The organism is Streptomyces sp. V2I9, assembly GCF_030817475.1.
In the GTDB taxonomy this organism is placed as follows: Bacteria; Actinomycetota; Actinomycetes; order Streptomycetales; family Streptomycetaceae; genus Streptomyces.
This window is the reverse complement of record NZ_JAUSZJ010000002.1, coordinates 3,899,094-3,923,163: the sequence shown is the minus strand read 5'-3', so window position 1 is coordinate 3,923,163 and position 24,070 is coordinate 3,899,094. Positions and strand designations below refer to the sequence as shown.

At 73.7% G+C, this 24,070-nt stretch carries 19 protein-coding genes and 1 pseudogene; 9 read left to right on the top strand and 11 right to left on the bottom strand.

Annotated elements, in window-relative coordinates:
- Positions 1-390: 390 nt before the first annotated feature.
- Together QFZ71_RS30470 and QFZ71_RS17360 are read left to right on the top strand one after the other, a co-directional pair.
- A pseudogene (locus QFZ71_RS30470) lies at positions 391-1,056 on the top strand (toxin glutamine deamidase domain-containing protein); the annotation flags it as partial.
- Positions 1,031-1,534 carry a hypothetical protein gene (locus tag QFZ71_RS17360; RefSeq protein WP_307669125.1) on the top strand — a complete coding sequence of 168 codons (504 nt, stop codon included), beginning with the start codon at positions 1,031-1,033 and terminating at the stop codon, positions 1,532-1,534. The pseudogene QFZ71_RS30470 and the gene QFZ71_RS17360, both read left to right, overlap by 26 nt.
- Before the next feature lie 5 nt (positions 1,535-1,539).
- On the opposite strand, the gene QFZ71_RS17355 is transcribed toward QFZ71_RS17360, so the two are convergent.
- The 9 genes from QFZ71_RS17355 to QFZ71_RS17315 form a co-directional block, all read right to left on the bottom strand.
- A complete protein-coding gene (locus QFZ71_RS17355; protein ID WP_307669124.1) occupies positions 1,540-2,163 on the bottom strand; it encodes a TetR/AcrR family transcriptional regulator in 624 nt (207 codons plus the stop codon).
- Entirely contained in the window at positions 2,151-2,885 is a 735-nt protein-coding gene (locus QFZ71_RS17350) for an enoyl-CoA hydratase family protein (protein ID WP_307669123.1), read from the bottom strand. Before QFZ71_RS17350 ends, QFZ71_RS17355 begins: the two co-directional genes overlap by 13 nt.
- A complete protein-coding gene (locus tag QFZ71_RS17345; RefSeq protein ID WP_307669122.1) occupies positions 2,882-4,465 on the bottom strand; it encodes a 4-coumarate--CoA ligase family protein in 1,584 nt (527 codons plus the stop codon). The genes QFZ71_RS17350 and QFZ71_RS17345 overlap by 4 nt, the downstream gene beginning before the upstream one ends.
- 146 nt (positions 4,466-4,611) lie before the next feature.
- On the bottom strand, positions 4,612-5,781 hold the full coding sequence (locus QFZ71_RS17340) for an acyl-CoA dehydrogenase family protein (RefSeq protein WP_307669121.1): 1,170 nt from the start codon (positions 5,779-5,781) through the stop codon (positions 4,612-4,614).
- On the bottom strand, positions 5,778-7,820 hold the full coding sequence (locus QFZ71_RS17335; protein ID WP_307669120.1) for a biotin carboxylase N-terminal domain-containing protein: 2,043 nt from the start codon (positions 7,818-7,820) through the stop codon (positions 5,778-5,780). The genes QFZ71_RS17340 and QFZ71_RS17335 overlap by 4 nt, the downstream gene beginning before the upstream one ends.
- Positions 7,821-7,854: 34 nt before the next feature.
- Positions 7,855-9,453, bottom strand: a complete 1,599-nt coding sequence (locus QFZ71_RS17330) for an acyl-CoA carboxylase subunit beta (protein WP_307669119.1) — start codon at positions 9,451-9,453, stop codon at positions 7,855-7,857.
- Positions 9,450-11,198 (bottom strand): acyclic terpene utilization AtuA family protein, encoded by a 1,749-nt coding sequence (locus QFZ71_RS17325; RefSeq protein ID WP_307669118.1) that lies wholly within the window; start codon positions 11,196-11,198, stop codon positions 9,450-9,452. Before QFZ71_RS17325 ends, QFZ71_RS17330 begins: the two co-directional genes overlap by 4 nt.
- Entirely contained in the window at positions 11,195-12,001 is an 807-nt protein-coding gene (locus tag QFZ71_RS17320; RefSeq protein ID WP_307669117.1) for a TIGR03084 family metal-binding protein, read from the bottom strand. The genes QFZ71_RS17325 and QFZ71_RS17320 overlap by 4 nt, the downstream gene beginning before the upstream one ends.
- Before the next feature lie 140 nt (positions 12,002-12,141).
- Positions 12,142-12,705, bottom strand: coding sequence for a DinB family protein (locus QFZ71_RS17315; protein ID WP_307669116.1), 564 nt, complete (start codon positions 12,703-12,705; stop codon positions 12,142-12,144).
- Between the two features lie 121 nt (positions 12,706-12,826).
- On the opposite strand from QFZ71_RS17315, the gene QFZ71_RS17310 reads away from it, so the two are divergent.
- Complete coding sequence (locus tag QFZ71_RS17310; protein WP_307669115.1) at positions 12,827-13,564, top strand: NUDIX domain-containing protein; 738 nt, start codon at positions 12,827-12,829, stop codon at positions 13,562-13,564.
- Between the two features lie 440 nt (positions 13,565-14,004).
- Here QFZ71_RS17310 and QFZ71_RS17305 read toward each other — a convergent pair whose 3' ends face one another.
- Both QFZ71_RS17305 and QFZ71_RS17300 read right to left on the bottom strand, forming a co-directional pair.
- A complete protein-coding gene (locus tag QFZ71_RS17305) occupies positions 14,005-15,027 on the bottom strand; it encodes a DMT family transporter (protein WP_307669114.1) in 1,023 nt (340 codons plus the stop codon).
- A 353-nt stretch (positions 15,028-15,380) separates the two neighbouring features.
- Positions 15,381-18,257: an FAD-binding and (Fe-S)-binding domain-containing protein gene (locus QFZ71_RS17300; RefSeq protein ID WP_307669113.1), complete on the bottom strand. Its 2,877-nt coding sequence runs from the start codon at positions 18,255-18,257 to the stop codon at positions 15,381-15,383.
- A gap of 274 nt (positions 18,258-18,531) precedes the next feature.
- On the opposite strand from QFZ71_RS17300, the gene QFZ71_RS17295 reads away from it, so the two are divergent.
- The 6 genes from QFZ71_RS17295 to QFZ71_RS17270 are packed head-to-tail and all read left to right on the top strand — an operon-like array spanning position 18,532 to position 24,036.
- Complete coding sequence (locus QFZ71_RS17295; protein WP_307669112.1) at positions 18,532-20,142, top strand: sensor histidine kinase KdpD; 1,611 nt, start codon at positions 18,532-18,534, stop codon at positions 20,140-20,142.
- A complete protein-coding gene (locus QFZ71_RS17290; protein ID WP_307669111.1) occupies positions 20,139-20,558 on the top strand; it encodes a roadblock/LC7 domain-containing protein in 420 nt (139 codons plus the stop codon). Before QFZ71_RS17295 ends, QFZ71_RS17290 begins: the two co-directional genes overlap by 4 nt.
- Entirely contained in the window at positions 20,555-20,926 is a 372-nt protein-coding gene (locus tag QFZ71_RS17285) for a DUF742 domain-containing protein (RefSeq protein WP_073765209.1), read from the top strand. The genes QFZ71_RS17290 and QFZ71_RS17285 overlap by 4 nt, the downstream gene beginning before the upstream one ends.
- Complete coding sequence (locus QFZ71_RS17280) at positions 20,907-21,551, top strand: ATP/GTP-binding protein (protein WP_307669110.1); 645 nt, start codon at positions 20,907-20,909, stop codon at positions 21,549-21,551. Before QFZ71_RS17285 ends, QFZ71_RS17280 begins: the two co-directional genes overlap by 20 nt.
- Positions 21,548-22,810 (top strand): cytochrome P450, encoded by a 1,263-nt coding sequence (locus QFZ71_RS17275; protein WP_307669109.1) that lies wholly within the window; start codon positions 21,548-21,550, stop codon positions 22,808-22,810. The genes QFZ71_RS17280 and QFZ71_RS17275 overlap by 4 nt, the downstream gene beginning before the upstream one ends.
- Positions 22,807-24,036, top strand: a complete 1,230-nt coding sequence (locus QFZ71_RS17270; protein ID WP_307669108.1) for a cytochrome P450 — start codon at positions 22,807-22,809, stop codon at positions 24,034-24,036. Before QFZ71_RS17275 ends, QFZ71_RS17270 begins: the two co-directional genes overlap by 4 nt.
- Positions 24,037-24,070 lie beyond the last annotated feature (34 nt).

Sequence of the window (24,070 nt, the reverse complement as noted above, 5' to 3'; positions counted from 1 at the left end):
GGACTCTTCTGCGACAGCTCGGTGTCCGTGCGGCCGGCCCCCTCGCGGCAACGGGGCACGGCTTCGGCCGAAACGGCCCGGGGCGACGCCGCCCGAGCTGCCGAACACCGTCTGAAATTCGCCGCGTTGCTCGAGAGATTTCGCGCTTCGCCGGTCCTGGTGCCCTTGGGCGAAGGTCGTTCGCCCGACGGGGAACGAGGTCTGCTGACGGCCGACGCGAACGGCATCCGCTTCATCCTGGCATTTTCCGACCAGCAGGCAGCGGCCTGGCTCGCCCACACCTATCGCGGGCTCGCGGAACTCGCGGCCCCTCACCCGGTGGCCGAGTCGTCGTGGGCGTGGCTCATGGCCTGCCGGACCGTGCCGCAGCCCGGCTTCCCGCCCACCCCGATGCTGGCGTCCTCGGTCGTCGTCCCCAAGGACGGCAGCTCCCCCTTCCACCCAGCTCCGAGCGCGCCCCTGGCGGATCTGGAGCCCGCCGAGTCGTACGAGGCGGCGGTTGCCCGGGTTCAGAACCAGGGGCGCAGGATCAACACCCGTGGCGCGGTCGTGGCCCTGCACTCCGCGATCGGCAAGAGCCCGTCCACCGCGCTCGCCTGGCGGCCCTCGGACGAGGCACCCGGCTGGTGGAGCCGGCTGACCCGGCGGTACTTCCCGGAGTTCGAGCGGGTGCGGGCGAACAGTTGGGACGAGATCGTGAAGGCGGTCGCGGAGCACGGGTCCGACAGCCGCGGCCTGGTGTGGGTACGTCGTGAGATCGGCGACCTGGAAGCGCCGGGCCATCTGGTCTACGCGCACAACCATCAAGGACAGGTCGTCTTCCTCGACGGCCTGACCTCTTCCCTCGCCCGGCTGGACACCGACGGCGTACGCGAGTTGGTCCTCGTCCGGGCCCTGCCGGAGGCGCAGAGGGTTTCGCGCCGTCCGTGGGAGCAGGAGGCCCACGACTTCGAGGCGGCGGTCACCAAGGCGCGGCTGTGGCTGGAGAACACGTACGGGGGCGAGGCGGAACTGGTGGGTCCGACCGTCGGTGACGAAACCGGGCGGGGCTGGGTCTTCTCCGTCGGTACGCGACGCCATCGGGAGAGCGGGCGCCTCCAGGACGCCATGCGCGACGCTGGTCGTCCCCAAGGACGCGGGCGAGCCGTTCGGGCTGCCGAACGCCGCCCCCTGGAACTGGCCGGCCCACTGGGACGCCGGAGGGCGTCCCGGCACCGGGACGTTCCCCGCGCCGCCCCCGCCCGGCCGTGCCGACGGGTTCGAGCCGACCTTCGCCCGGCTCGGACCCGTCCTGTCCCTGTCGGACCACCGGCTCTGGTCGTCGGGGGTGGACGAGCTGTCCTCCTTCCCGGCCGGCTCACGCGCCCTGATCTGGGTGCGCCGTACGGACGGCCGGGGCCGCGAGGCCGTGGGATGGCTGGTCAACGGTCTCACCACGGATACAGGCGTGCTGCTTCTCGACGGCTCGTCCGACGAGCCTGTGTCCTTCGACCCGACCGGTGTCCACGCGCTGCATGTGATCCGGTACCGCTGAGACCCTCACCCCAGCCCCTCCTCCACCAGTGCCGCCCACTGCGCCACCACCCGTGCCCGGCGGGCCGTGTCGTCGGTGAGGAGGTTGGCGAGGCCGAGACCGCGGGCCATGTCCAGGAGGCCCTGGACCGTTTCCCGGGTGCCGGGGCGGGACTCGTCCGCGCCGAGGAGCTCGACCGCGATCCGGTGGGTCTCGCGGCCCACCCGCGCCTCCAGCTCCGTGACGCGCGGGCGGAGCTGGGGCTCGTTGGAGGCGGCCACCCAGAGCTGGAGCGCGGCCCGGAACAGGGGGCCCGTGTAGAGGTCGACCAGGGCGGCGACCACCTCGGCGCGGCCCTGGACCGGGAGGGCGCGCAGGGCGGCGGAGCGTTCCTCCGCGACGTACTCCACCGCACCCGTGAACAGGTCCTCCCGCGTCGGGAAGTGGTGCTGGGCCGCCCCGCGCGAGACGCCGGCCCGCTCCGCGACGACGGAGACCGTGGAGCCCGCCCAGCCGTGCTCGGCCAGGCAGGCCACCGCGGCCTCCAGGAGCCGCTGCCGGGTGGCCCGGCTGCGGTCCTGCTTGGGCGCGTGCACCGCCTTGGATGCGGAGGAGGAGGTGGAGGAGGTGGAGGAGGTCACCGCACCCATGCCGGGTCCCGTCGTTCGAGGAAGGCCGTCATCCCCTCCCTCGCCTCGTCGGAGGCGAACAACGCGGCGGAGCGGGCGATGAGGTCTTCGGCGTACTGGTCGAAGCTTCTCAGCACCGTAGCCGTGACCAGCTCCTTCGACGCGGCCAGCCCCTGCGGGGAGGCCCGCCGCAGGCCGTCCAGGACCGGTGCGAGCGCCTGGTCGACGTCCTCGGCGGCCTCCGTGACCAGGGAGATCCTGGCCGCCTCCGCCGCGTCGAACCGTTCGCCGGTGAGGTAGTAGCGGTGTGCCGCCGTACGGTCCAGGCGCGGCAGCAGGGTGAGGGAGATGACCGCCGGGGCCAGGCCGAGCCGGGACTCGGTGAGCGCGAAGGACGACGCCCCGCCCGCCACCGCGATGTCGCACGCCGCCAGCAGGCCGAGCCCGCCCGCGCGGACGTGGCCGTCCACCCGCGCCACCACCGGTTTCGGCAGTGCCACGATGTCCCGCATCAGGCCGACGAACGCCGCCGGGTCCGGCGGCGCCGTCAGGTCCGCCCCGGCGCAGAACGTCGTCCCGGTGTGGGTGAGCACCACCGCCCGTACGGTGTCGTCCGCCGCGCAGGCCGCCAGCGCCTCCCGCAACGCGCCGACCAGGGCCGCCGAGAGCGCGTTGCGGTTGGCCGGGGAGTCCAGCGTCAGGGTGGCGATGCCCCGCTCCCCCGTGCGTACGATCAGCGTCACTGTTCCTCCGTCTTCTCCCGGTCGCGCAGCTCGCGCCGGAGGATCTTGCCGGAGGCGGCGCGGGGCACCGCCTCGATGAACTCGGCCCGCCGCAGCTTCTTGTACGGGGAGACCCGCTCGGCGACGTAGGCCATGACGTCGTCCTCGGTCAGTCCGTCCGCCGCCGGACCCCGGACCAGGAACGCCTTCGGGACCTCGTTGCCCTCCTCGTCGTGGACCCCGATCACCGCCGCGTCCGCGACCTGGTCGTGGGTCAGCAGCAGGGCCTCCAGTTCGGCGGGGGCGACCTGGTAGCCCTTGTACTTGATCAGTTCCTTGACCCGGTCGACGACGTACAGCCAGCCGTCCTCGTCCACCCGCCCGACGTCGCCCGTGTGCACCCAGCCGTCCGCGTCGATCATGCCGGCGGTGGCGTCGGGGCGGTTCAGGTAGCCCTTCATCACCTGCGGGCCCCGGATCAGGATCTCGCCGTCCGCTCCGGGCTCCGCGTCCTGCGCCGGGTCCTCCAGCGACACGATCCGCATCTCGGTGTTCGGCAGCAGCTTGCCGACCGTGCCCGGCGGCGGGTGCTCGACGGAGAGCGGCACCACGTGCGTGCCCGGCGACAGCTCCGTCATCCCGTACGCCTGCCGTACCGGCGGCAGGCCGAGCCGGGCCGAACAGGCGGCGGCCAATTCGGCGTCGAGCGGGGCGGCGGCGGAGACGATGTACCGGAGCGAGGAGAGGTCGTACTCCCCCACCAGCGGGTGTTTCGCCAGCGCCAGCACGATCGGCGGGGCCACGTACAGACCGGAGATCCGGTGCGTCTGGATGGCCTCCAGGAACTGCGCCAGGTCGAACCGGGGCAGCACGACGACCGTCGCGCCGCAGCGCAGCGGGGCGTTCATGAGCGCGGTGAGGCCGTAGATGTGGAAGAAGGGCAGCACCGCCAGGATGCGGTCGCCCTCGCCCATCGGGATGAACGGCCGCAGCTGTTCCAGGTTGGTCGCGATCGACCGGTGCGTCAGCATCACGCCCTTGGGCGCGCCCGTCGTTCCCGAGCTGTACGGGAGGGCGGCGACGTCCTCGCCGGGGTCGATGGCGATCTCCGGCTCGGGGGCCGTGGAGGACAGCATGTCCAGGACGGAGGTGTGCCCCTCCGCCTGGTCGCACACGTAGATCTCCCGTACGCCGCCCGCGAGTTCGGCCGCGCGTCGCGCGGTCGCCAGGAGCGGGGAGACGGTCACGATCCACCGCGCCCCGCTGTCCGTGAGCTGCTTGGCGAACTCCTCGGGGGTGGCCAGCGGGTGGACCGTGGTGACGGAGGCCCCGGCGCGGGTGGCCCCGTAGAACACGGCGGGATAGGCGATGGTGTTGGGGCTGTGCAGGGCGAGGACGTCACCCTTCCGGAGCCCGGCCTCCGCGAGTGCGGCGGCGATCCGCCGGTGGAAGCCGTCGAGTTGGGCGTAGGTGAGGGACATGCCGTTCGTGCCGTCGATCAGTGCGACGGTGTCACCGAACCCCGCGGCCCCGCCGAGGGCCGCTTCGTGGATGGGTGTGTCGAGGGCCGGTACGTCTGTGTACTCGCTGCGGAACACCATGGCGGTCCCCTGTCGTCGCGGTGGCCCGCGCCGCCCGGATGGCGGCGCGGGGCACCGTGCGGGTGTGGAGTGTGGAGGGTCGGAATCGCCCCTGTGGGGAGGGATGGGGAGGGGTCGGACGCGAGCGGTTCGCGGAGAGCGGGGACTCAGTACGACTTCGGCAGGCCGAGCGACTGGTGCGAGACGTAGTTCAGGATCATCTCGCGGCTGACCGGGGCGATCCGGGCCACGCGGGACGCGGTGATCAGGGACGCGAGGCCGTACTCCCTGGTCAGGCCGTTGCCGCCGAGGGTGTGGACCGCCTGGTCGACCGCCTTCACGCATGCCTCACCGGCGGCGTACTTGGCCATGTTGGCCGCCTCGCCGGCGCCGATGTCGTCGCCCTCGTCGTACAGCCGGGCCGCCTTCTGCATCATCAGGCGTGACAGTTCCAGCTCGATGTGCGCGGTGGCGAGCGGGTGCGCGATGGCCTGGTGGGAGCCGATGGGGGCCTTCCACACCTGGCGGGTACGGGCGTACTCGACGGCCTTGGCGAGCGCGAAGCGGCCCATGCCGATGCCGAACGCGGCCGTCATGATCCGCTCGGGGTTCAGCCCGGCGAAGAGCTGCAGGAGTCCGGCGTCCTCGTCGCCGACCAGGGCGTCGGCCGGCAGCCGTACGTCGTCGAGGACCAGCTCGAACTGCTTCTCCGGGGCCTGGAGTTCCATGTCGATCTGGTTGCGTCCGAAGCCCTCGGCGTCGCGCGGGACGATGAACAGGCAGGGCTTCAGCTTCCCGGAGCGGGCGTCCTCGGTGCGGCCGACGATCAGGGTGGCGTCGGCTATGTCGACACCGGAGACGAAGACCTTGCGGCCGGTGAGCAGCCAGTCGTCACCGTCGCGGCGGGCGGTGGTGGTGATGCGGTGGGAGTTGGAGCCGGCGTCCGGTTCCGTGATGCCGAAGGCCATGGTGAGGCTGCCGTCCGCGAGGCCCGGCAGCCATGCCCGCTTCTGCTCCTCGGTGCCGAAGCGGGCGATGACCGTGCCGCAGATCGCCGGGGAGACGACCATCATGAGCAGCGGCGAGCCGGCGGCACCCAACTCCTCCAGCACGATCGAGAGTTCGGCCATGCCCCCGCCTCCACCGCCGTACTCCTCGGGGAGGTTGACCCCGAGGTAGCCGAGCTTGGCGGCTTCGGCCCACAGCTCGTCGGTGTGGCGGCCCTCGCGGACGACGGTGGTCATGTAGTCGCGCCCGTACCGCTTGCCGAGGGCGGCGACGGCGGCGCGCAGGGCCTGGTGCTCTTCGGTTTCGAGGACGGTGCGTGCGGTGCTCATGCGGTCTCCTCCGGTACGGAAGCGGGGGCCGGGTCCTCCTGGACCACGGCGAGGAGCGCGCCGACCTCGACCTGGTGGCCGGGTACGGCGTGCAGGGCGGTGAGCGTGCCGGAGGCGGGCGCGAGGATGCGGTGCTCCATCTTCATCGCCTCCAGCCAGATCAGCGGCTGCCCGGCCTCGACGGCCGCCCCGGCGGCGAGGCCCTCCGCGACGCGGACGACGGTGCCGGGCATCGGGGCGAGCAGGGAGCCGGGTTCGGTGTGTGTGGCGGGGTCGGTGAAGCGGGGCAGGGCGGTGAACGTGTACGAGCCGTCGGGAGCGTCCACGTGGACCCGGCCGGTGTCCCCGTCGGCGGTGACCCGGAAGTGCCGGGTGACGCCGTCGACTTCGAGGGTGACGCGGTCGGGGGCGGCGGCCAGGACCCGGATGCCGGGGACCTCGTGCGGTTGCGGGGTTCCGGTGCGCGGGGTGCGGTAGGCGATCTCGTACTCGGTCCCGTCGGGCTCGCTGCGGTAGCGCTTGAGCTGCGGCCCCGAGGGCACGTTGCGCCAGGCCCCGAAGCGGGTCGGGGGCGGGCCGCCGGCATCGGCGCGATGTCCGGCGGGGGCGGCGGCGGGGGTGCGGCCTCCGGCCGGGGCTGCCGGGCGTACGGCTTCCGCCAGGGCGACGGCGAGGGCGGCTCGGGCGGGGTCGCGGCCGGGGTCGGGGGCGGTCAGGTCGGCCAGGTGCCGGTCGTAGAAGCCGGTGTCCAGCCGCGCCGCCGCGAAGTCCGGGTGGCGCAGCGAGCGGACGAGCAGGTCGCGGTTGGTGACGGGGCCGTGGACGCGGGCCCGCTCCAGCGCGCGGGCCAGCAGCCGCACGGCCTCGGGCCGGGTCGGGGCGTGGGCGATCACCTTGGCGAGCATCGGGTCGTAGTGCACGCCGATGGTGTCACCGCCGGTGTACCCGGTGTCCAGGCGCAGGCCCGTCGCGTCCGGCAGCTCCAGCGCGAGGAGCGTGCCGGTCTGCGGCTGCCAGTCGCGTGCGGGGTCCTCGGCGTAGAGCCGGGCCTCCACCGCGTGGCCGGACGGCTGCGGCGGCTCCGGTGCCGGCAGCGGTTCGCCCTCCGCCACGCGCAGTTGCAGGGCGACCAGGTCGAGCCCGAACACGGCTTCCGTCACCGGGTGTTCGACCTGGAGGCGGGTGTTCATCTCCAGGAAGTACGGGCGGCCCTCGGCGGAGACCAGGAACTCGACGGTCCCCGCGCCCCGGTAGCCGACCGCCCGCGCCGCAGCGACCGCCGCCTGGTGCAGCCGCTCGCGCAGCTCGTCGTCGAGTCCGGGTGCGGGGGCTTCCTCGATCACCTTCTGGTGGCGGCGCTGGAGGGAGCAGTCACGGGTGCCGAGGGCCCACACGGTGTCGTGCGCGTCCGCCATCACCTGGACCTCGACGTGCCGGCCGCGCTCCACGTACGGTTCGGCGAACACCTCGCCGTCACCGAACGCCGACGCGGCCTCGGCGGCAGCGGCGAGCAGCTCACCGGGCAGTGAGCCGATGTCGCGGACGATACGCATGCCGCGACCGCCGCCCCCCGCCGCCGCCTTGAGCAGCAGCGGCAGATCGTCCTCCCCGGCCGTCGCCGGGTCCACGGGGGCCAGCAGCGGGACCCCGGCCCCGGCCATCAGCTCCTTGGCGCGGGTCTTGGACGCCATCAGCTCGATGGCCTTCACCGGCGGGCCCACCCACACGAGCCCCGCGTCCTGCACGGCGGCGGCGAAGGCGGCGTTCTCGGAGAGGAAGCCGTAGCCGGGGTGCACGGCGTCCGCCCCGGCGGCCCGAGCGGCGGCGACGACGAGGTCGCCGCGCAGATAGGTGTCGGCGGGGGCCGCGCCCGGCAGCCGGACGGCGAGGTCCGCCTCCCGTACGTGCAGGGCGTCCGCGTCCGCGTCGGAGTACACGGCGACCGTGGTGATGCCCAGGTCGCGGCAGGTGCGGAAGATGCGGCAGGCGATCTCGCCCCGGTTGGCGACGAGCAGGGAGTGGATCACGTCTCTCCTCATGTGCGGGTCACGTCCGGAAGGGTCCTCATGGCGGTCACATCCGGAAGACGCCGAAGCCGCCGCGGGCGCCCTCGACCGGTGCGGTGTGGATCGCGGACAGGCACATCCCGAGGACGGTCCGGGTGTCGCGGGGGTCGATGACCCCGTCGTCGTACAGCCGCCCCGACAGGAACATGGGCAGCGACTCCGCCTCGATCTGCTGCTCCACCATGGCGCGCAGCCCGGCGTCCGCCTCGTCGTCGTACGGCTGCCCCTTCGCGGCGGCCGAGGCGCGGGCGACGATGGAGAGGACGCCGGCGAGCTGCTGCGGGCCCATGACGGCGGACTTGCTGCTGGGCCAGGCGAAGAGGAAGCGCGGGTCGTAGGCGCGGCCGCACATGCCGTAGTGCCCGGCCCCGTACGAGGCGCCCATGAGGACCGAGAGGTGCGGGACCTTCGAGTTGGCGACCGCGTTGATCATCATCGCGCCGTGCTTGATGATGCCGCCCTGCTCGTACTCCTTGCCGACCATGTAGCCGGTGGTGTTGTGGAGGAAGAGGAGGGGAATGTCGCGCTGGTTGGCGAGCTGGATGAACTGGGCTGCCTTCTGCGACTCCTCGCTGAACAGCACGCCCTGCGCGTTGGCGAGGATGCCGACCGGGTAGCCGTGCAGCCGCGCCCATCCCGTCACCAGGCTGGTCCCGTACAGCGGCTTGAAGGCGTCGAAGTCGGAGCCGTCGACCAGCCGGGCGATGACCTCGCGCGGATCGAACGGGGCCTTCAGGTCGCCCGGAACGATCCCGAGGAGCTCGTCCTCGTCGTACTTCGGAGGTTCGGCGGGTCCGGGATCGGTGTGTGCCTTGCGCCAGTTGAGGCGAGCGACGATCCGGCGGGCCTGCCGGATCGCGTCGTGCTCGTCCACGGCGAAGTGGTCGGCGAGCCCGGAGGTGCGGGCGTGCATCTCCGCCCCGCCCAGGGACTCGTCGTCGCTCTCCTCGCCGGTCGCCATCTTCACCAGCGGCGGCCCGCCGAGGAAGACCTTGGACCGCTCCTTGATCATCACGGCGTGGTCGGACATGCCGGGGACGTACGCGCCTCCGGCGGTGGAGTTGCCGAACACCACGGCCACGGTGGGGATTCCGGCGGCGGAGAGCCGCGTGATGTCGCGGAACAGCGCCCCGCCCGGAATGAAGATCTCCTTCTGGGAGGGGAGATCGGCACCACCGGACTCCACCAGGCTGATGCAGGGCAGCCGGTTGGCGAAGGCGATCTCGTTGGCACGCAGGGCCTTCTTCAGCGTCCACGGGTTCGAGGCCCCGCCGCGTACGGTCGGGTCGTTGGCGGTGATCAGGCACTCGACGCCCTCGACCACCCCGATCCCGGTGACGAGCGACGCGCCGACCGCGTAGTCGCTGCCCCAGGCGGCCAGCGGCGACAGTTCCAGGAACGGGGTGTCCGGATCGACGAGCAGCTCGATCCGCTCACGGGCCGGGAGCTTGCCGCGTGTGCGGTGCCGGGTCACGTACTTCTCACCACCGCCCGCGAGCGCCTTGGCGTGTTCGGCCTCCAGCGCGTCGAGGTTGGCGAGCATGGTGGCACGGTTGTCCGCGTATGCGGCGCTGTCGGTGTCGAGCGCGGTGGGCAGGACGGTCATGCGGTCACCTCCGGGACGGTAACGTCTGCCAGCAGCGCTACGGGAACGGGCACGCGACGGGACCGCAGCCACTCCCCCAGCGCCTTGGCCTGCGGGTCGAACCGGGCCTGGGCGGCGACGCCCTCGCCCAGAAGACCGTGGACGGTGAAGTTCAGGGCCCGCAGGTTCGGCAGGACGGTGCGGACAACCTCACATGCGGCTGTTTCCGGCAGCAGTTCCTTGAAGCGGGCTACGGTCAGTTCGTGCGCGAGCCACCGCCAGGCGTCGTCACCGCGCACCCACACGCCCACGTTGGCGTCGCCGCCCTTGTCGCCGCTGCGGGCCCCCGCGATCACGCCGAGGGGCGCGCTTCCCGTGGCGGTCGCGGGGTACGGCTCGGGCAGCGGCGGTTCGCCGAGCGGCTCCAACTCCCGTGTGCGGAACGGCGGCTCGATGACCGTGCGGGTACCGTCCGGGAGCACGGCGGTGTGCCGGACGTCCCCCGCCGGCACGTGGATCGCCTCGAACACGCCGTAGGGCGCGCCCTTTCCGGGCGGGGCGGTGACGTGGAAGCCGGGGTAGCTGCCGAGGGCCAGTTCCACGGCGGCTCCGGAGACCGCGCGGCCCACCGCCCCGGCGTCCTGGTCGCGGACGACGAGCCGGAGCAGTGCGCTGGCCCGCTCCTCGCTGTCCGCGTCGGGGTGGTCGGTACGGGCCAGCTCCCAGCGCACCTGGGCGGGCGGACGGGCCCCGCCGCGCTCCAGGGCCGCGCCGAACTGGTCCTGTACGAGCCGGGCCTTGGCCTCGATGTCGAGTCCGGTGAGGACGAAGACGACCTCGTTGCGCCAGCCGCCGAGCCGGGTGAGCCCGGCCTTGAGGGTGGGCGGCGGGGCCTCGCCGCGTACGCCGTCGATCCGGACCCGGTCGGGGCCGTCCTGGCTGAGTCGCACGGTGTCGAGGCGGGCGGTGACGTCGGGGCCCGCGTACCGCGCTCCTCCGGTCTCGTACAGGAGTTGGGCGGTGACCGTGCCGATGTCGACGTACCCGCCGGTGCCGTCGTGCTTGGTGATGACGGACGACCCGTCGGCGTGAATCTCGGCGAGCGGGAAGCCGGGGCGGCGCAGGAGACCGGGGTCGTGCTCGCCGAAGAACGCGTAGTTCCCGCCGGTCGCCTGGGTGCCGCACTCCAGGACGTGCCCGGCGACGACGGCCCCCGCGAGCGCGTCCAGGTCGCCCGGCCCCCAGCCGAAGTGGGCGGCGGCGGGCCCGGTGACCAGGGCCGCGTCGGTGACCCGCCCGGTGACGACGACATCGGCCCCGGCCCGCAGGCAGGCGGCGATCCCGGAGCCGCCGAGGTAGGCGTTGGCGGTGAGGAACCCGTCCGGGACGGGCAGGCTGTCGCCCTCGACATGGGCGACGCGGACCGGCACGCCGACTTTGGCCGCCAACTCCCTGACGGCGTCCGCGAGTCCGGCCGGATTGAGGCCGCCCGCGTTGGCGACGATCCTCACCCCGCGCTCATGGGCCAGGCCGAGCCCTTCCTCCAACTGGCGCAGGAAGGTGGAGGCGTACCCCTTCTGCGGGTCCTTGAGGCGGCTGCGGCCGAGGATGAGCATGGTCAGCTCGGCGAGGTAGTCGCCGGTGAGGACGTCGAGGGGGCCGCCGGTGAGCATCTCGCGCAGGGCGTCGAAGCGGTCCCCGTAGAAGCCGGAGGCGTTGCCGATGCGGAGGGGCGCGGCTCCGGGACGGCGCACGGGGGCGCTCACGCGTGGTCACCCCGCTCCGCACGGGGCAGCCGGCCGGGTCCGGGCGGCCCGGCGAACGCCTGGGCGATGCCGAGCCACTGGTCGGCGTCGCGCCCCTCGGCGGTGACCGCGAGGTCGGAGCGGTGGGCGCGCTGGGTGACCAGAAGGCAGAAGTCGAGGAGCGGGCCGGTGATCCGCTGCGCGGCGTCCGGCGGCCCGTACGCAATCATCTCCCCTCCGGGTACGTGGAGTTCGACGCGGAACTCCTCCTCGGGCGCGGTGATCCCGCGGACCGCGTAGGCGTAGTTCCGGGCCCGTACGCCGATCCGCGCCACGTGCCGCAGCCGGACGGTGGGGGTCCGGGTCGCACCGAGGGCGTCAGCGACGTCCTGGCCGTGCGCCCAGGTCTCCATGAGCCGTGCGGTGGCCATGGAGGCGACGCTCATCGGCGGCCCGTACCAGGGAATCCGGGTGCCGTCCGGGGCGTCCCGCAGGACCTTCTCCAGCCGGTGCCGCCCTTCCCGCCAGCGGGCGAGCAGAGCGTCCGGGGCATGGGCGGCGACCAGGGCGTCGGCGGCCTCGTCGACGAACGCCTCGGGGGCGGCGAGGGCCTTGGTCACCTCGTCGGCGAACCGGTCCGGCTCGGTGGCCGCCAGCAGCGCGACCTCGTCGGTCCAGCTGAGGTGGGCGATCTGGTGGGCGACGGTCCACCGCTCGGCCGGCGTCGGGCCGAGCCAGGCCGGCCCGTCCAACGCCCCGACCAGGGCGTCGAGTTCGTCGCTCTCCTCGCGCAGATCGTCGATCACGGCTACGACAGCGGACACGTGCGCTCCCCTCGGGACCGGGTGTGGTGTCCAGGAGCATGGCAGCGCGCCAGGAAACAATCAAGCGTGCTTGCATGATTTTCGCTCAGGGGTGCGCTGACGGGTGCCCCTCACCCGCTCACCCGTCAGCCACCCGCCCGTCAGCCGCCGTCCATGGCCGCCTTCGCCATCTGTTCGGTGGTGCTGGCGCCGTCGAGCGCCTCGCGCACGATGTCCGCGTGTCCGCTGTGGTGGGCGATCTCGCGGAACACGTGCAGCAGCACGTGCCGTACGGTCCAGACGCCGGGCTGCGGCGGTGACCAGGGGTATCGGGGCAGCGTGACCTCACGGTCGAGGTCGGGTTCCTCGCGGACCGCGCGGTCGAACGCCTCCGCCGCCGCGTGGAAGGCGTCGAGGTGGGCGGCGAGCGTCTCGCCGTCGGTCATCCGGTTGCCGTCGGGGTCGAGGTCGGCCCAGCCCACCTCGGGGGCGGCGGTCCCGTCGACCACGGAGAGCCAGGTCCGCTGCACCGACGCGAGGTGCTTGACGAGGCCGCCGAGCGTCAGCTCGCTGACCGTCGACCGGGTACGGGCCTGTTCGTCGGTGAGTCCGGCGACGGCGTAGAGGAAGTTGGTGCGCTGGTCGGCGACCATGGCCAGCAGGTCGCGGCGTTCACCGGGCTGCGGATGGCTGCCGGTCGGTGCGGTCGGTGCGGTCGGTTCCATGACGGGCCTCCTGGCGGACCGGTGCGGTGCGGGACTCGGTCCGGCGACTGTAGGCTCCGCCGCCGTACGGACGAGGGCATTCCGGCGGCGGTGGGGTGGCGGTCCGCGTTGGCCTCCGTCGATGACTGCCGAAACCCGCCCGCCGGCCTCGGCGGCCGTCCTCTTCGACGCGGACAAGCTGGTCCTGGAGCTCCGCCACGATGCCGAAGGCGCGTACCACGCCTTCCCCGACGGCCGTCCCGACGCCGGCGACCGCCCCGGCGCCGCACCACGGGTCGCCCTGTCTCTGGCGGAGGCCCTGCACGCCCGCATCCGCCCGGCCGGAACGGCGGAGGCGGTCCTGCGCGCCTGGTCGGCGGGGGCGGCCCCGCGGGGCCCGGTGGCCCTGGTCGACCCTTCGGCGGTACCGCCGGTACGGGTGCGGGCCGGGGCGGTCGTCATCCGGGGCGGGGCCGTCCTGCTGATCCGCTTCACCGAGGAGGACGGCGCGTCGCACCACGAGATTCCGGGCGGCGGGGCCGAGAAGGGCGAGATGCCGGAGAGGGCGGTGCTGCGCGAGCCGGACGAGGAGACCGGGCTCGCCGGAACCGTGGGGCCCGAGATCGCGCGGGTCTGGAAGGACGGCCGGCACGAGCACTACTTCCTCGTGGCCGCCACGGGCGAGGTCGGCCCGCCGGAGACGCTGGACACCTACGGCGGCGTCCCGGTCCGGGTGCCCGTGGAGGAGTTGCCGGCCACCCCGCTGTGGCCCCGGCGGCTGTCCTGGCGCATCGCACACCGGCACCGGACGGGGTGGCCGGAGCGACCCGCCGAACTGGCGGACTCGATCACAGAGTTGGGGCCGCCGTGCGAGTGGTGAGGACCCTGCGCCGCACGGCGGCGAGGGGTGCCGCGAGTGCCGGGGACCCGGGCTCCGGGCCTCTCCGTCACCACCCTGCCCCGCGTTCGGCGCCGCACGGTCCGAGCACGCGGCTGCGGCGAAGATCCTGGACGCCGAGCGGCTGGCGATCTCCCCGCCGTTCGTCACCGAACTGGACCACCTGATCCACCGCGATCGGGGATTCCCGGCGGCCAGGCAGGTGGTGGAGGCGGCGAATTCCCGCGTGGCCCGCGCTCTTTCCGCCGGCTGCCGCAGGCCCTGCCCGCCCTACGCCGACGCCCCCGCGGCCTCCCCCGGATCCGGCACCGTGCGCGGGATGCCGAGGTGCGGCAGCTCCAGGTGACGTGTGCCCCCCGGGTACGTCCACCTCGCCGAGCCTGCGGCGGCTTTCGCAAGCCGCCGCACCCGGCCGGGCCCCCTCACGCCTCGCGTCGCGTGCGGCCCGACCGGCTGCGTACCGCGCCGATGCTGGCCCCGATGACGAGGGCGATGGCGAGGGCGTCCGTCGTGGAGAGGGCCTGGTCCAGGATCAGGAAGCCCGCGGCCGCGGCGATGGCCGGCTCCAGGCTCATCATCACGGCGAACGTGGGCGCGGGCAGCCGACGCAGGGCCATCAGCTCCAGGGTGTACGGGAGGACCGAGCTGAGGACCGCCACCGCCGCGCCGAGCGCCACGGTGGACGGGACCGCGAGCTTCGCCCCGGACTGGATGACGCCGAGCGGCAGCGAGAGGACCGCCGCGACCACCATCGCCAGCGCCAGCCCGTCCGCCTGCGGGAAGCGGCGGCCGGTGCGGGCGCTGAACACGATGTACGCCGCCCACATCGCCCCGGCCCCCAGCGCGTACGCGGCGCCGACCGGGTCGAGGCGGTCGAACCCCCCGCCGCCCAGCAGGACGACGCCGACGAGCGCGAGCCCCGCCCAGACGACGTTGACCAGGCGGCGGGAGGCGACCACCGAGAGGACGAGCGGGCCGAGCACCTCCAGGGTGACGGCGATCCCGAGCGGGATGCGGTCCAGCGCCAGGTAGAAGAGGGTGTTCATGCCGCCCATCGCAACGCCGAAGGCGAGCACCGTGCCCCAGTCGGCACGCGAGTGGCCGCGCACCGTCGGGCGGCAGATCACCAGCAGGATCAGTGCGGCGGCCGCCAGGCGCAGGGTGACGACGCCCAGCGCGCCCGCCGTCGGCATCAGCAGCGCCGCGACGGCCGAGCCGAACTGGACGGAGAGGCCGCCGGCGACGACCAGCGCGATCGGCGCCAGCGCCGTCCGCCGCGCGGCCCACGCCCCCCCGGCGGGCGCGTCCGCGCCGCCCGCCCCGCCGGGGACGGCCGTGTCCGCCGCGAGGCCTTCGAGAGCCGTCACCGCTTCGGGTACGGCGACGGCTGCGGCGGCCGATTCGGCGGCGGCCGGATCGGCGGCGGCGCTGCGCTGGTCGTTCACGGGGGCCTTCCAAAGGGAGCGGGGGAGAACGGGGTGGAGCGGAAGCCGGTCGGTCCCGGTGGCGGGGACCGGGGCTCCGACACACCGGCCCGGTCCACTGTAATGGACCGGACGGTACGAGAAGCCGCACTGTCCGGTCCGTGGGCCTCCTCCACCGTAAGGACGCCCGCGCGTTCCGTGAAACAGCGTTCACGCTCCCGTGACGCTCGCCCGGCACGGAGCGAGGACGCGCCTCCCGCCGCCCCGTGGGCCTCCGGCGTCCGCGCACCGTCCGCGCGGTCGCCGACGAGCCGAACATCACACCCGCCGCCCGGCGCGGACCGCCCGCCCCGCTCGGTCGGAGCCCGCCCCGCTCAGTCCGGGCCCGCCCCGCCGGACCCGTCGTTCCCCGCTCCCAGCGCCTCCGCGATGACCTCCGCCAGGTGCCGGGCCCGCCGCCCCGCCAGCTGGTCGAGCTGCGTACGGCAGGAGAAGCCGTCCGCGAGGAGTTCCGTCCCGTGTTCCGCCTCCCGTACGGCGGGGAGGAGCCGCTCCTCCGCGCAGGCGACGGAGACCTCCCAGTGGCCCCTCTCGAAGCCGAAGTTCCCGGCGAGGCCGCAGCAGCCGCCGCTGAGCTCGCCGGTCAGGCCCAGCCGTTCGCGCAACCGCCGTTCCGCCGCGTCGCCGAGGACCGCGTGCTGGTGGCAGTGCGTCTGCCCGGCGACCGGGCGGTCCAGGCGGGGCGGCGTCCAGTCGGGGGCGTACTCCTCCAAATACTGGGCGAACGTCCGTACCGAGGAGGCGAGTCCGGCCGCGCGCGGGTCGTCGGGGAGGAGTTCGGGCAGATCGGTGCGGAGGGTGGCGGCGCAGCTCGGTTCCAGGACCACGAGCGGTTCGCCGGGGAAGAGGCCGAGCCGGTCCAGGGTGTCGCGCATCACCCGGCGGGCCGCGTCGAGCTGCCCGGTCGACACGTACGTGAGGCCGCAGCACAGGCCGGGGACGGGCGGCGGCACCGTACGTCCCGTCGCCTCCTCCAGCACCCGGACCGCCGCCCGGCCCACCTGCGGCGACAGGTGCTCGGTGAAGGTGTCGGCCCAGAGGTGCACCACCCGGTTCGCGGGGAGGACGTGCGTCACCCCGCCCTGCCGTGCGCGCAGCCACCGGCTGTACGTCTCGGTCGCCAGCACCGGGATGGTGCGCTCCGGCGCGATGCCCGCCAGCCGCTTCACGAGCGCGGCGAGCGGGCGCAGCCGGGCGAGGGCGTTGAGCGGCCGGGCGAAGGGGCGCGCCAGGCGCAGCCACCGCGGCAGGCGGCCCATCGCGTAGTGGGCGGCGGGGCGCAGGCGGCCCCGGTAGTGGTGGTGGAGGAACTCCGCCTTGTACGTGGCCATGTCGACGCCCACCGGGCAGTCGCCCCGGCAGCCCTTGCAGGAGAGGCAGAGGTCGAGCGCGTCCCGGACCTCCGTGCTGCGCCAGCCGTCCGTGATGACTTCGCCCGCCAGCATCTCGTGCAGGAGGCGGGCCCGGCCGCGCGTGGAGTGGGCCTCCTCGCCCGTCGCGCGGAAGGACGGGCACATGACGTCCGCGCCGCTCGCCTCCGTCGTCCGGCACTTGGCGACGCCGACGCAGCGGCGGACCGCGCCCGTGAAGTCGCCGCCGTCCTGCGGGTAGCCGAACTCCACGTCCACCGGGCGCTTCGGCAGGACGGCGAAGCGGAGGTCGTCGTCGAGTCGGGCCGGGCGGACCAGCATCCGCGGGTTCATGCCGCCGTCCGGGTCCCACAGGTCCTTGTACCGGCCGAAGAGGGCGACGAGTCCGTCCCCGTACATCCGGGGCAGCAGCTCCGCGCGCGCCTGCCCGTCGCCGTGCTCGCCGCTGAGGGAGCCGCCGTGCGCGACGACGAGACCGGCCGCCTCCTCGGAGAACCGGCGGAAGCGCGCCACCCCGGCCTCGGTGATCAGGTCGAAGTCGATGCGGACGTGGACGCAGCCGTCGCCGAAGTGGCCGTAGGGGGTGCCGCGCAGGCCGTGGTCGGCGAGGAGGACCCGGAAGGCGCGGAGGTACGCGCCGAGCCGGGCGGGCGGGACCGCACAGTCCTCCCAGCCCGGCCATGCCTCGCTGCCGTCGGGCATCCGGGTCGCGGTCCCGGCGGCGTCCTCGCGGATGCGCCACAGGGCCCGTCGGCCCGCCGGGTCGGTGACGACGAGCCCGTCCACCGCGTCGGCGGCCCGCAGGACGCGTCCGGCGGCCGCCTCCGCCTCGGCCGGGGTGGCGCCGCCGGTCTCGACGAACAGCCAGGCGGCCCCGCGCGGCAGCCCGGCCGCCCCGGTGACGAGGTCGGCGGCCATGCCCTCGACGGTGAGCGGGCCGTACGGGAGGAGGCCGGGCGCGGCATCGGCGGCGGCGGACTCGTCGGCGTAGCCGAGCACGGCCAGGGCGCGGGCGCGCGGAGCCTCGACCAGCCGCACGGTGGCCTCGGTGACGACGCCGAGCGTGCCCTCGCTGCCGCAGAACGCCCGGACCGGGTCGGGGCCGCCGGGGTGTTCGGGGAGCAGGGCGTCGAGCGCGTACCCGGAGATGCGGCGCGGGAGGTCGGGGTAACCGGTGCGCAGGAGGGCGAGGTGGGAGGCGATCAGTTCGCGTACGCCTTCGGGGCCGCCTCCGCCCCCCTGTTCCAGGCGCAGCACCTCTCCTCCGTACCGGGCCACCGTCAGCTTCGTCACGTTGTCGGCGGTCGTGCCCCAGGCCACCGAGTGCGCACCGCAGGAGTTGTTGCCGATCATGCCGCCGAGGGTGCAGCGGCTGTGGGTGGAGGGGTCGGGGCCGAAGGTCAGTCCGTGGGGCGCCGCGGCGGCGCGCAGGTCGTCCAGGACCACGCCGGGCTGGACGACGGCGGTGCGGGCGGCGGGGTCCAGGCGGAGGATCGTGCGCAGGTGGCGGGTGAGGTCGAGGACGAGTCCGGTGCCGGTGGCCTGCCCGGCGATGGACGTGCCGCCGCCGCGCGGGACGACCGGCACCCCGTGCTCCCGGCAGACCGCCAGCGCCGCCGCGACGTCGTCCGCGTCGCACGGGGCGCACACCCCGAGCGGCACGCGGCGGTAGTTGGAGGCGTCCATCGTCGTCAACGCCCGTGCTCCGGCCCCGAAGTCGCTCGCGCCGCGTACGGCGGAGCGGAGCGCCGCGACGAAGGCCGGTGGGGCCGGGGGCGGGGACGCCGGCCGTCCGGTGAGCGGTCGATGCTGTTCGGCCATGCCCTCAGCATGCCGTCGGGTCAGGTGAACTCTTGGGATGCGGCCGGGCCAATCGCCGCAATCCGCACAAAAAAGCCCACAAGATCTTCCCAAACAGACCGTCAAGTCTCCTATAGTGACCAAGACTTGCGCAGGAACTTTCAGTTCCAGTTGTGCAGGATCGCCCACACCCGTAACGAAGTGTCCGGAAAACGCCCCATCGGCTTCGGTCACTCCCCGCACCGCCCGGCACCACCGCCTACCGTCCAGCACCGTCCGCCACCGAGGACTCCGATTGCGCCCCTCACTCCGGCCCACCGCACTCGCCCTGCTGATATCGGCAGCCGCAACCGGCACGCTGACCCTGTGGGGTGTGGCCGCGGCCCCCGACGCGGCACGGACCCCGCTGGCCTGGGGCGCGGGCGCAGCCGCCGTGCTGCTGAGCGTCTGCGTCGCCGTCACCGTCCACACCCTGGGGACGGCGCGGACCCTGCGCGCCAAGGTCGCCGCCGACGCCGAGCGGTTCACCTCCGAGACCTCGCGCCTGGTCTCCGCCTCCGCCGTCGAGGCCCAGCGCTTCACCGCGGAGACGGCCAGGATCAAGGGCGCCGCCGCCGCGGAGACCGCCCGGCTGGTCTCCGAGATGCGGGCCGAGAACGAGCGGATCGCCGCGGCCGCCGCCGCCGAACAGGCCCGGCTCGGCGTCACCATCGACCGGCTGACCGCCCGTGCCACCCGCGCCGAGACCGAGCGCTCGGCCGCCATCGCGGCCTGCGCCAACGCGGCGGGCCGGATGCAGGCCCTGTCCACCAGCATGCTGGCCGACCTCCGCGAGATGGAGCACCGGCACTCCGACGAGTCCGTGCTCGGGGACCTGCTCCACCTGGACCACCGCACCGCCCAGGCGGGCCGCCTCGCCGACTCCATCGCCGTGCTGACCGGCGCCCGTTCCGGGCGGCGCTGGGCCAAGCCGATCGTCATGGAGTCGATCCTGCGCGGCGCGATGGGCCGGATCGGCAGCTACCAGCGCGTCCGCCTCCACTCCACCAGCGACGTCGCCATCGCCGGCCACGCGGCCGAGGGCGTCATGCACGCGCTCGCCGAACTCCTCGACAACGCTGCCAACTTCTCGCCGCCCACCGCCGAGGTCCACGTGTACGTGGAGGAGGTCCCGGCAGGCATCGTCATCACCGTCGAGGACAGCGGGCTCGTCATGAGCGAGGTGCAGCTGCGCCGCGCCGAGAAGGCGGTCTCCGCCGACCACCAGGACCTCACCAACCTCTCCGGCACCCGTCTCGGACTGGCCGTCGTCGGCCGGCTGGCCCGTAAGCACGGCCTGACGGTCTCCTTCCGGCCGTCCGCCCGCGGCGGCACCGGCGCGCTGATGATGCTCCCCCAGGAACTGATCTCCCGCGCTTCCGCACCGGCCGCACCGACCGCGACGCCTTCCACCGCGACGGCCCCGGACCGGGCGACGTCCCCGGAGGCGACGGCAGCGGAGCCCGCCCCGCCCACCACCACCGTGCCCGCCGAGCCCGAGCCCTTCCACGCCTCGGCGGCCGACACCGACGAGGCCGGCCCCGCCCCCACGGACCGGCCCTCCGCCGGGAGCGACACCTCCACGCCCACGACCCCGGCGGCGGAAGCGGAGTTCCCCGGTTCCTCGGTGGACTCCGTCTCCGAGTCCACCGGCAGCGTGCCCGCGTTCGGCGAGAGCGGCCTGCCCAAGCGCCGCCGGGGCCGCACGCTGGCCGCCGCCGAAGCCCGTACCGGCAACGTCGCCCCCGGCGGAGCCGACCACCCCCGGGCCCGTACCACCGACCCGAAGGTCCAGGCAGCGCGCTTCAGCACCTTCAGCAAGGCGGTCCGAGCCAACTCCCCGCACCCGGAAGGCAACACCCGATGACCGCGACCACCGACGAGAAGCTCAACTGGCTGCTGGAGGGGCTGCTCGACCGCACCCCCGGTACCCGCCACGCCCTCGTCCTGTCCCGCGACGGCCTCAAGCTCTGCCGCACCCCCGAGCTCTCCGTCGACCAGGCCGACCAGCTGGCCGCGATCTCCGCCGGCATCCAGAGCCTGTCGCACGGCGCGTCCATCGAGTTCGGGGACGGCACCGGCGGCGTACGGTCCGCGATGGCCGAGTTCTACGGCGGCGTGCTGTTCATCGTCGAGGCCGGGGCCGGCGCCCACCTGGCCGTCGTCGCCGACGAGGACTCCGACGTGGGCCTGGTCGGCCACAACATGAGCGAGCTCGTCGAGCAGCTCGGCGAGCACCTGGTCGCGCCGCCGCGCGAGCCCGTCGAGACTCCGGCCGTATGACGACGGCGCCCCGCCCCCGACCGGGCCGCGACGACGACCCGGACCGGCTGTACACCCTCACCGGGGGCCGCAGCCGCTCCGACTCCGCCGCCTTCGACCTGGTGACGCTCGTCGTCGCGGAATGCGACCCGGCGCCCGGAATGCAGTCCGAGCACGTCGCGATCCTGCGGATGTGCCAGGGCCCCGTGGCCGTCGTCGAGATCGCCGCGAGCCTGAACCTGCCGGTCAGCATCGTCCGCATCATGCTGTGCGACCTGCTCGACACCGGCCGGATCAGCGCCCGCCACCCCCGTACAGCCCGTGTCGCGGACCGGCTCCCCGACCCCGACATCCTGGAACAGGTGCTCGTTGGACTCCGCAACCTCTGACCGCGCCGCCCTGAGCGCGACGGCCGACAACGGTCTCAAGATCGTCGTCGTCGGCGGCTTCGGGGTCGGCAAGACCACCATGGTCCGATCCGTGAGCGAGATCCGTCCGCTCAACACGGAGGAGACCATGACCCGCGCGGGCGAGGCCGTCGACCACCTCGACGGCATCCAGGCCAAGTCGTCCACCACCGTGGCGTTCGACTTCGGCCGCATCACCCTCGACGAGCGCTCCGTGCTGTACCTCTTCGGCGCGCCCGGCCAGGAGCGCTTCTGGTTCCTGTGGGACCGGCTGTTCTCCGGCACGCTCGGCGCGGTCGTCCTCGTGGACACCCGCCGCCTCGCCGACTCCTGGTACGCCATCGACCGCCTGGAGCACCACGGCACGCCGTTCATCGTGGCGTGCAACGACTTCGGCGGCCCCCTCCACAGCGAGCAGCAGATCCGCGAGGCCCTGGACCTCTCGGACGACGTACCGCTGGTGGAGTGCGACGCCCGCGACCGCTCGTCCAGCAAATACGTGCTCATCACGCTCGTCGAGCACCTCGCCGCGCTCTCCGCCGCCCGCCTCCGCGCCCCGGAAGCGGCCCTGGCGGCGGCCGGCCCGACCCCGGAGTCCGCCCCGTGACCACTGTCTCCGGCTGCCCCGTCTCGCACGGGTCCGTCCCCCTGTCCGGGCCCCGCTTCCAGCGTGACCCCGTCCAGCTCTACCGGGAGCTGCGGCGCGACCACGGGGCGCTCGCCCCGGTCGTCCTCGACGGCGGCATCCCCGCGTGGCTCGTCCTCGGCTACCGCGAACTGCACCAGGTCACCGGCGACCCGGTCCTCTTCAGCCGGGACTCCGACCTGTGGAACCAGTGGGACCGCATCCCCGACGACTGGCCGCTGCTGCCGATGATCGGGCGCAAGCAGAACTCGATCCTCTACACGGTCGGCGAGCGCCACAGCGTCCGCGCCATGATGATCAGCAACGCGCTGGAGGGCGTCGACCCGTTCGCCCTCAAGCGGTACGCGGAGGAGTTCGCCGACGAGCTGATCGACCGGTTCTGCACCAAGGGCTCCGTGGACATCATCGCGGACTACGCCAAGCTGCTCCCCGCCCTCGTGCTGGCCAGGATCTACGGCTTCTCCGACGAGGAGGCCCACCCGCTGGTCGGCTCGATCAACGACATGATCGACGGCCGGGAGCGGGCACTCGCCGGAGCGGAGCACCTGGGCGCCTCGATGTTCCAGCTGCTCGTCGCCAAGCACGCCGAGCCCGGCGACGACGTCGCCACCCGCATGCTCGCCGATCCCGGCCGCTTCACCGACGAGGAGATCGCCCAGGACCTCATGGTGATGATGGCCGCCGGCCACCAGCCGACCGCCGACTGGATGGGCAACTCGCTGCGCCTGATGCTCACCGACGACCGGTTCGCCGCCTCGCTCTCCGGTGGCCGGCACAGCGTCGCGGAGGCCATGAACGAGGTCCTGTGGGAGGACACCCCGACGCAGAACGTGGCCGGCCGCTGGGCCGCCCGCGACACCCACATCGGCGGCCGGCACGTCCGCGCCGGGGATCTGCTGCTCCTCGGCCTCGCCGCCGCCAACGGCGACCCGCAGGTGCGGGTCGACGGCTCGGCACTGACCGGCGGCAACAACGCCTTCCTCTCCTTCGGCCACGGGGAGCACCGCTGCCCGTTCCCGGCCCAGGAGACCGCCGAGGTCATCGCCCGTACCGGCATCGAGGTCCTGCTCGACCGGCTGCCGGACGTGGACCTCGCCGTCCCCGCCGAGCAGCTCACCCGCAGGCCGTCGCCGTGGCTGCGCGGTCTGACGGATCTGCCGGTGCTCTTCACCCCCACTCCTGCCCTCGGCAGACCCGGACTTCACGGAGGCCCCGCATGACCCGCATCGCCCTCGATCCCTTCGTCAGAGACCTCGACGGCGAGAGCGCCGCACTGCGGGCGGCCGGTCCGCTCGCGGAGGTGGAGCTTCCGGGCGGAGTGCACGTCTACGCGGTCACCCGCCACCAGGAGGCCCGCGCGCTGCTCACCGACAGCCGGGTGGTCAAGGACATCAACGTCTGGAACGCCTGGCAGCGCGGCGAGATACCGGCGGACTGGCCGCTGATCGGCCTGGCCAACCCCGGCCGCTCGATGCTGACGGTCGACGGCCCGGACCACCGCCGCCTCCGTACGCTGGTGGCACAGGCGCTGACGGTGAAGCGGGTGGAGAAGCTGCGCGCCGGGATCGAGGCGCTGACGAACGCGAGCCTGGAGAAGCTGGCCGCGCTGCCCGCCGGGGAGCCGGTGGACCTGAAGGCCGAGTTCGCCTACCCGCTGCCGATGAACGTGATCAGCGAGCTGATGGGCGTGGACGCGGCGGACCACCCGCGGCTGAAGGAGCTGTTCGAGAAGTTCTTCTCGACGCAGACGCCGCCGGAGGAGGTCCCGCAGATGATGGCGGACCTCGGGGCCCTCTTCACCAAGATCGTCGAGGAGAAGAAGGCGAACCCGGGCGACGACCTGACCAGCGCTCTGATCGCGGCCTCCGAGAACGGTGACCACCTCACCGACGAGGAGATCCTCAACACCCTCCAGCTGATCATCGCCGCCGGGCACGAGACCACGATCAGCCTGATCGTCAACGTGGTCGAGGCCCTCGCGGTCCACCCCGAGCAGCGCGCGAAGGTGCTGAACGGGGAGATCCCGTGGGAGGGCGTGATCGAGGAGACGCTGCGCTGGAACACCCCGACCTCGCACGTCCTGATCCGCTTCGCGACGGAGGACATCGAGGTCGGCGACAAGGTGCTCCCGAAGGGCGAGGGCCTGATCATCTCGTTCGGCGCGCTGGGCCGGGACGAGGAGCAGTACGGCCCGACGGCGGGCGAGTTCGACGCGACCCGCACCCCGAACCGCCACATCGCCTTCGGCCACGGTCCGCACGTCTGCCCGGGTGCGGCGCTGTCCCGCCTGGAGGCGGCGATCGCGCTGCCCGCCCTGTACGAGCGGTTCCCCGAGCTGGATCTGGCGGTCCCGGCGTCCGAGCTGCGCAACAAGCCGATCGTGACGCAGAACGACCTGTACGAACTGCCGGTGAAGCTGGGCTGCCCGTTCGGCCACGACGCGTAGGCCGTCACCGGCGCGGGGCGGTCCGCGCAGCGGA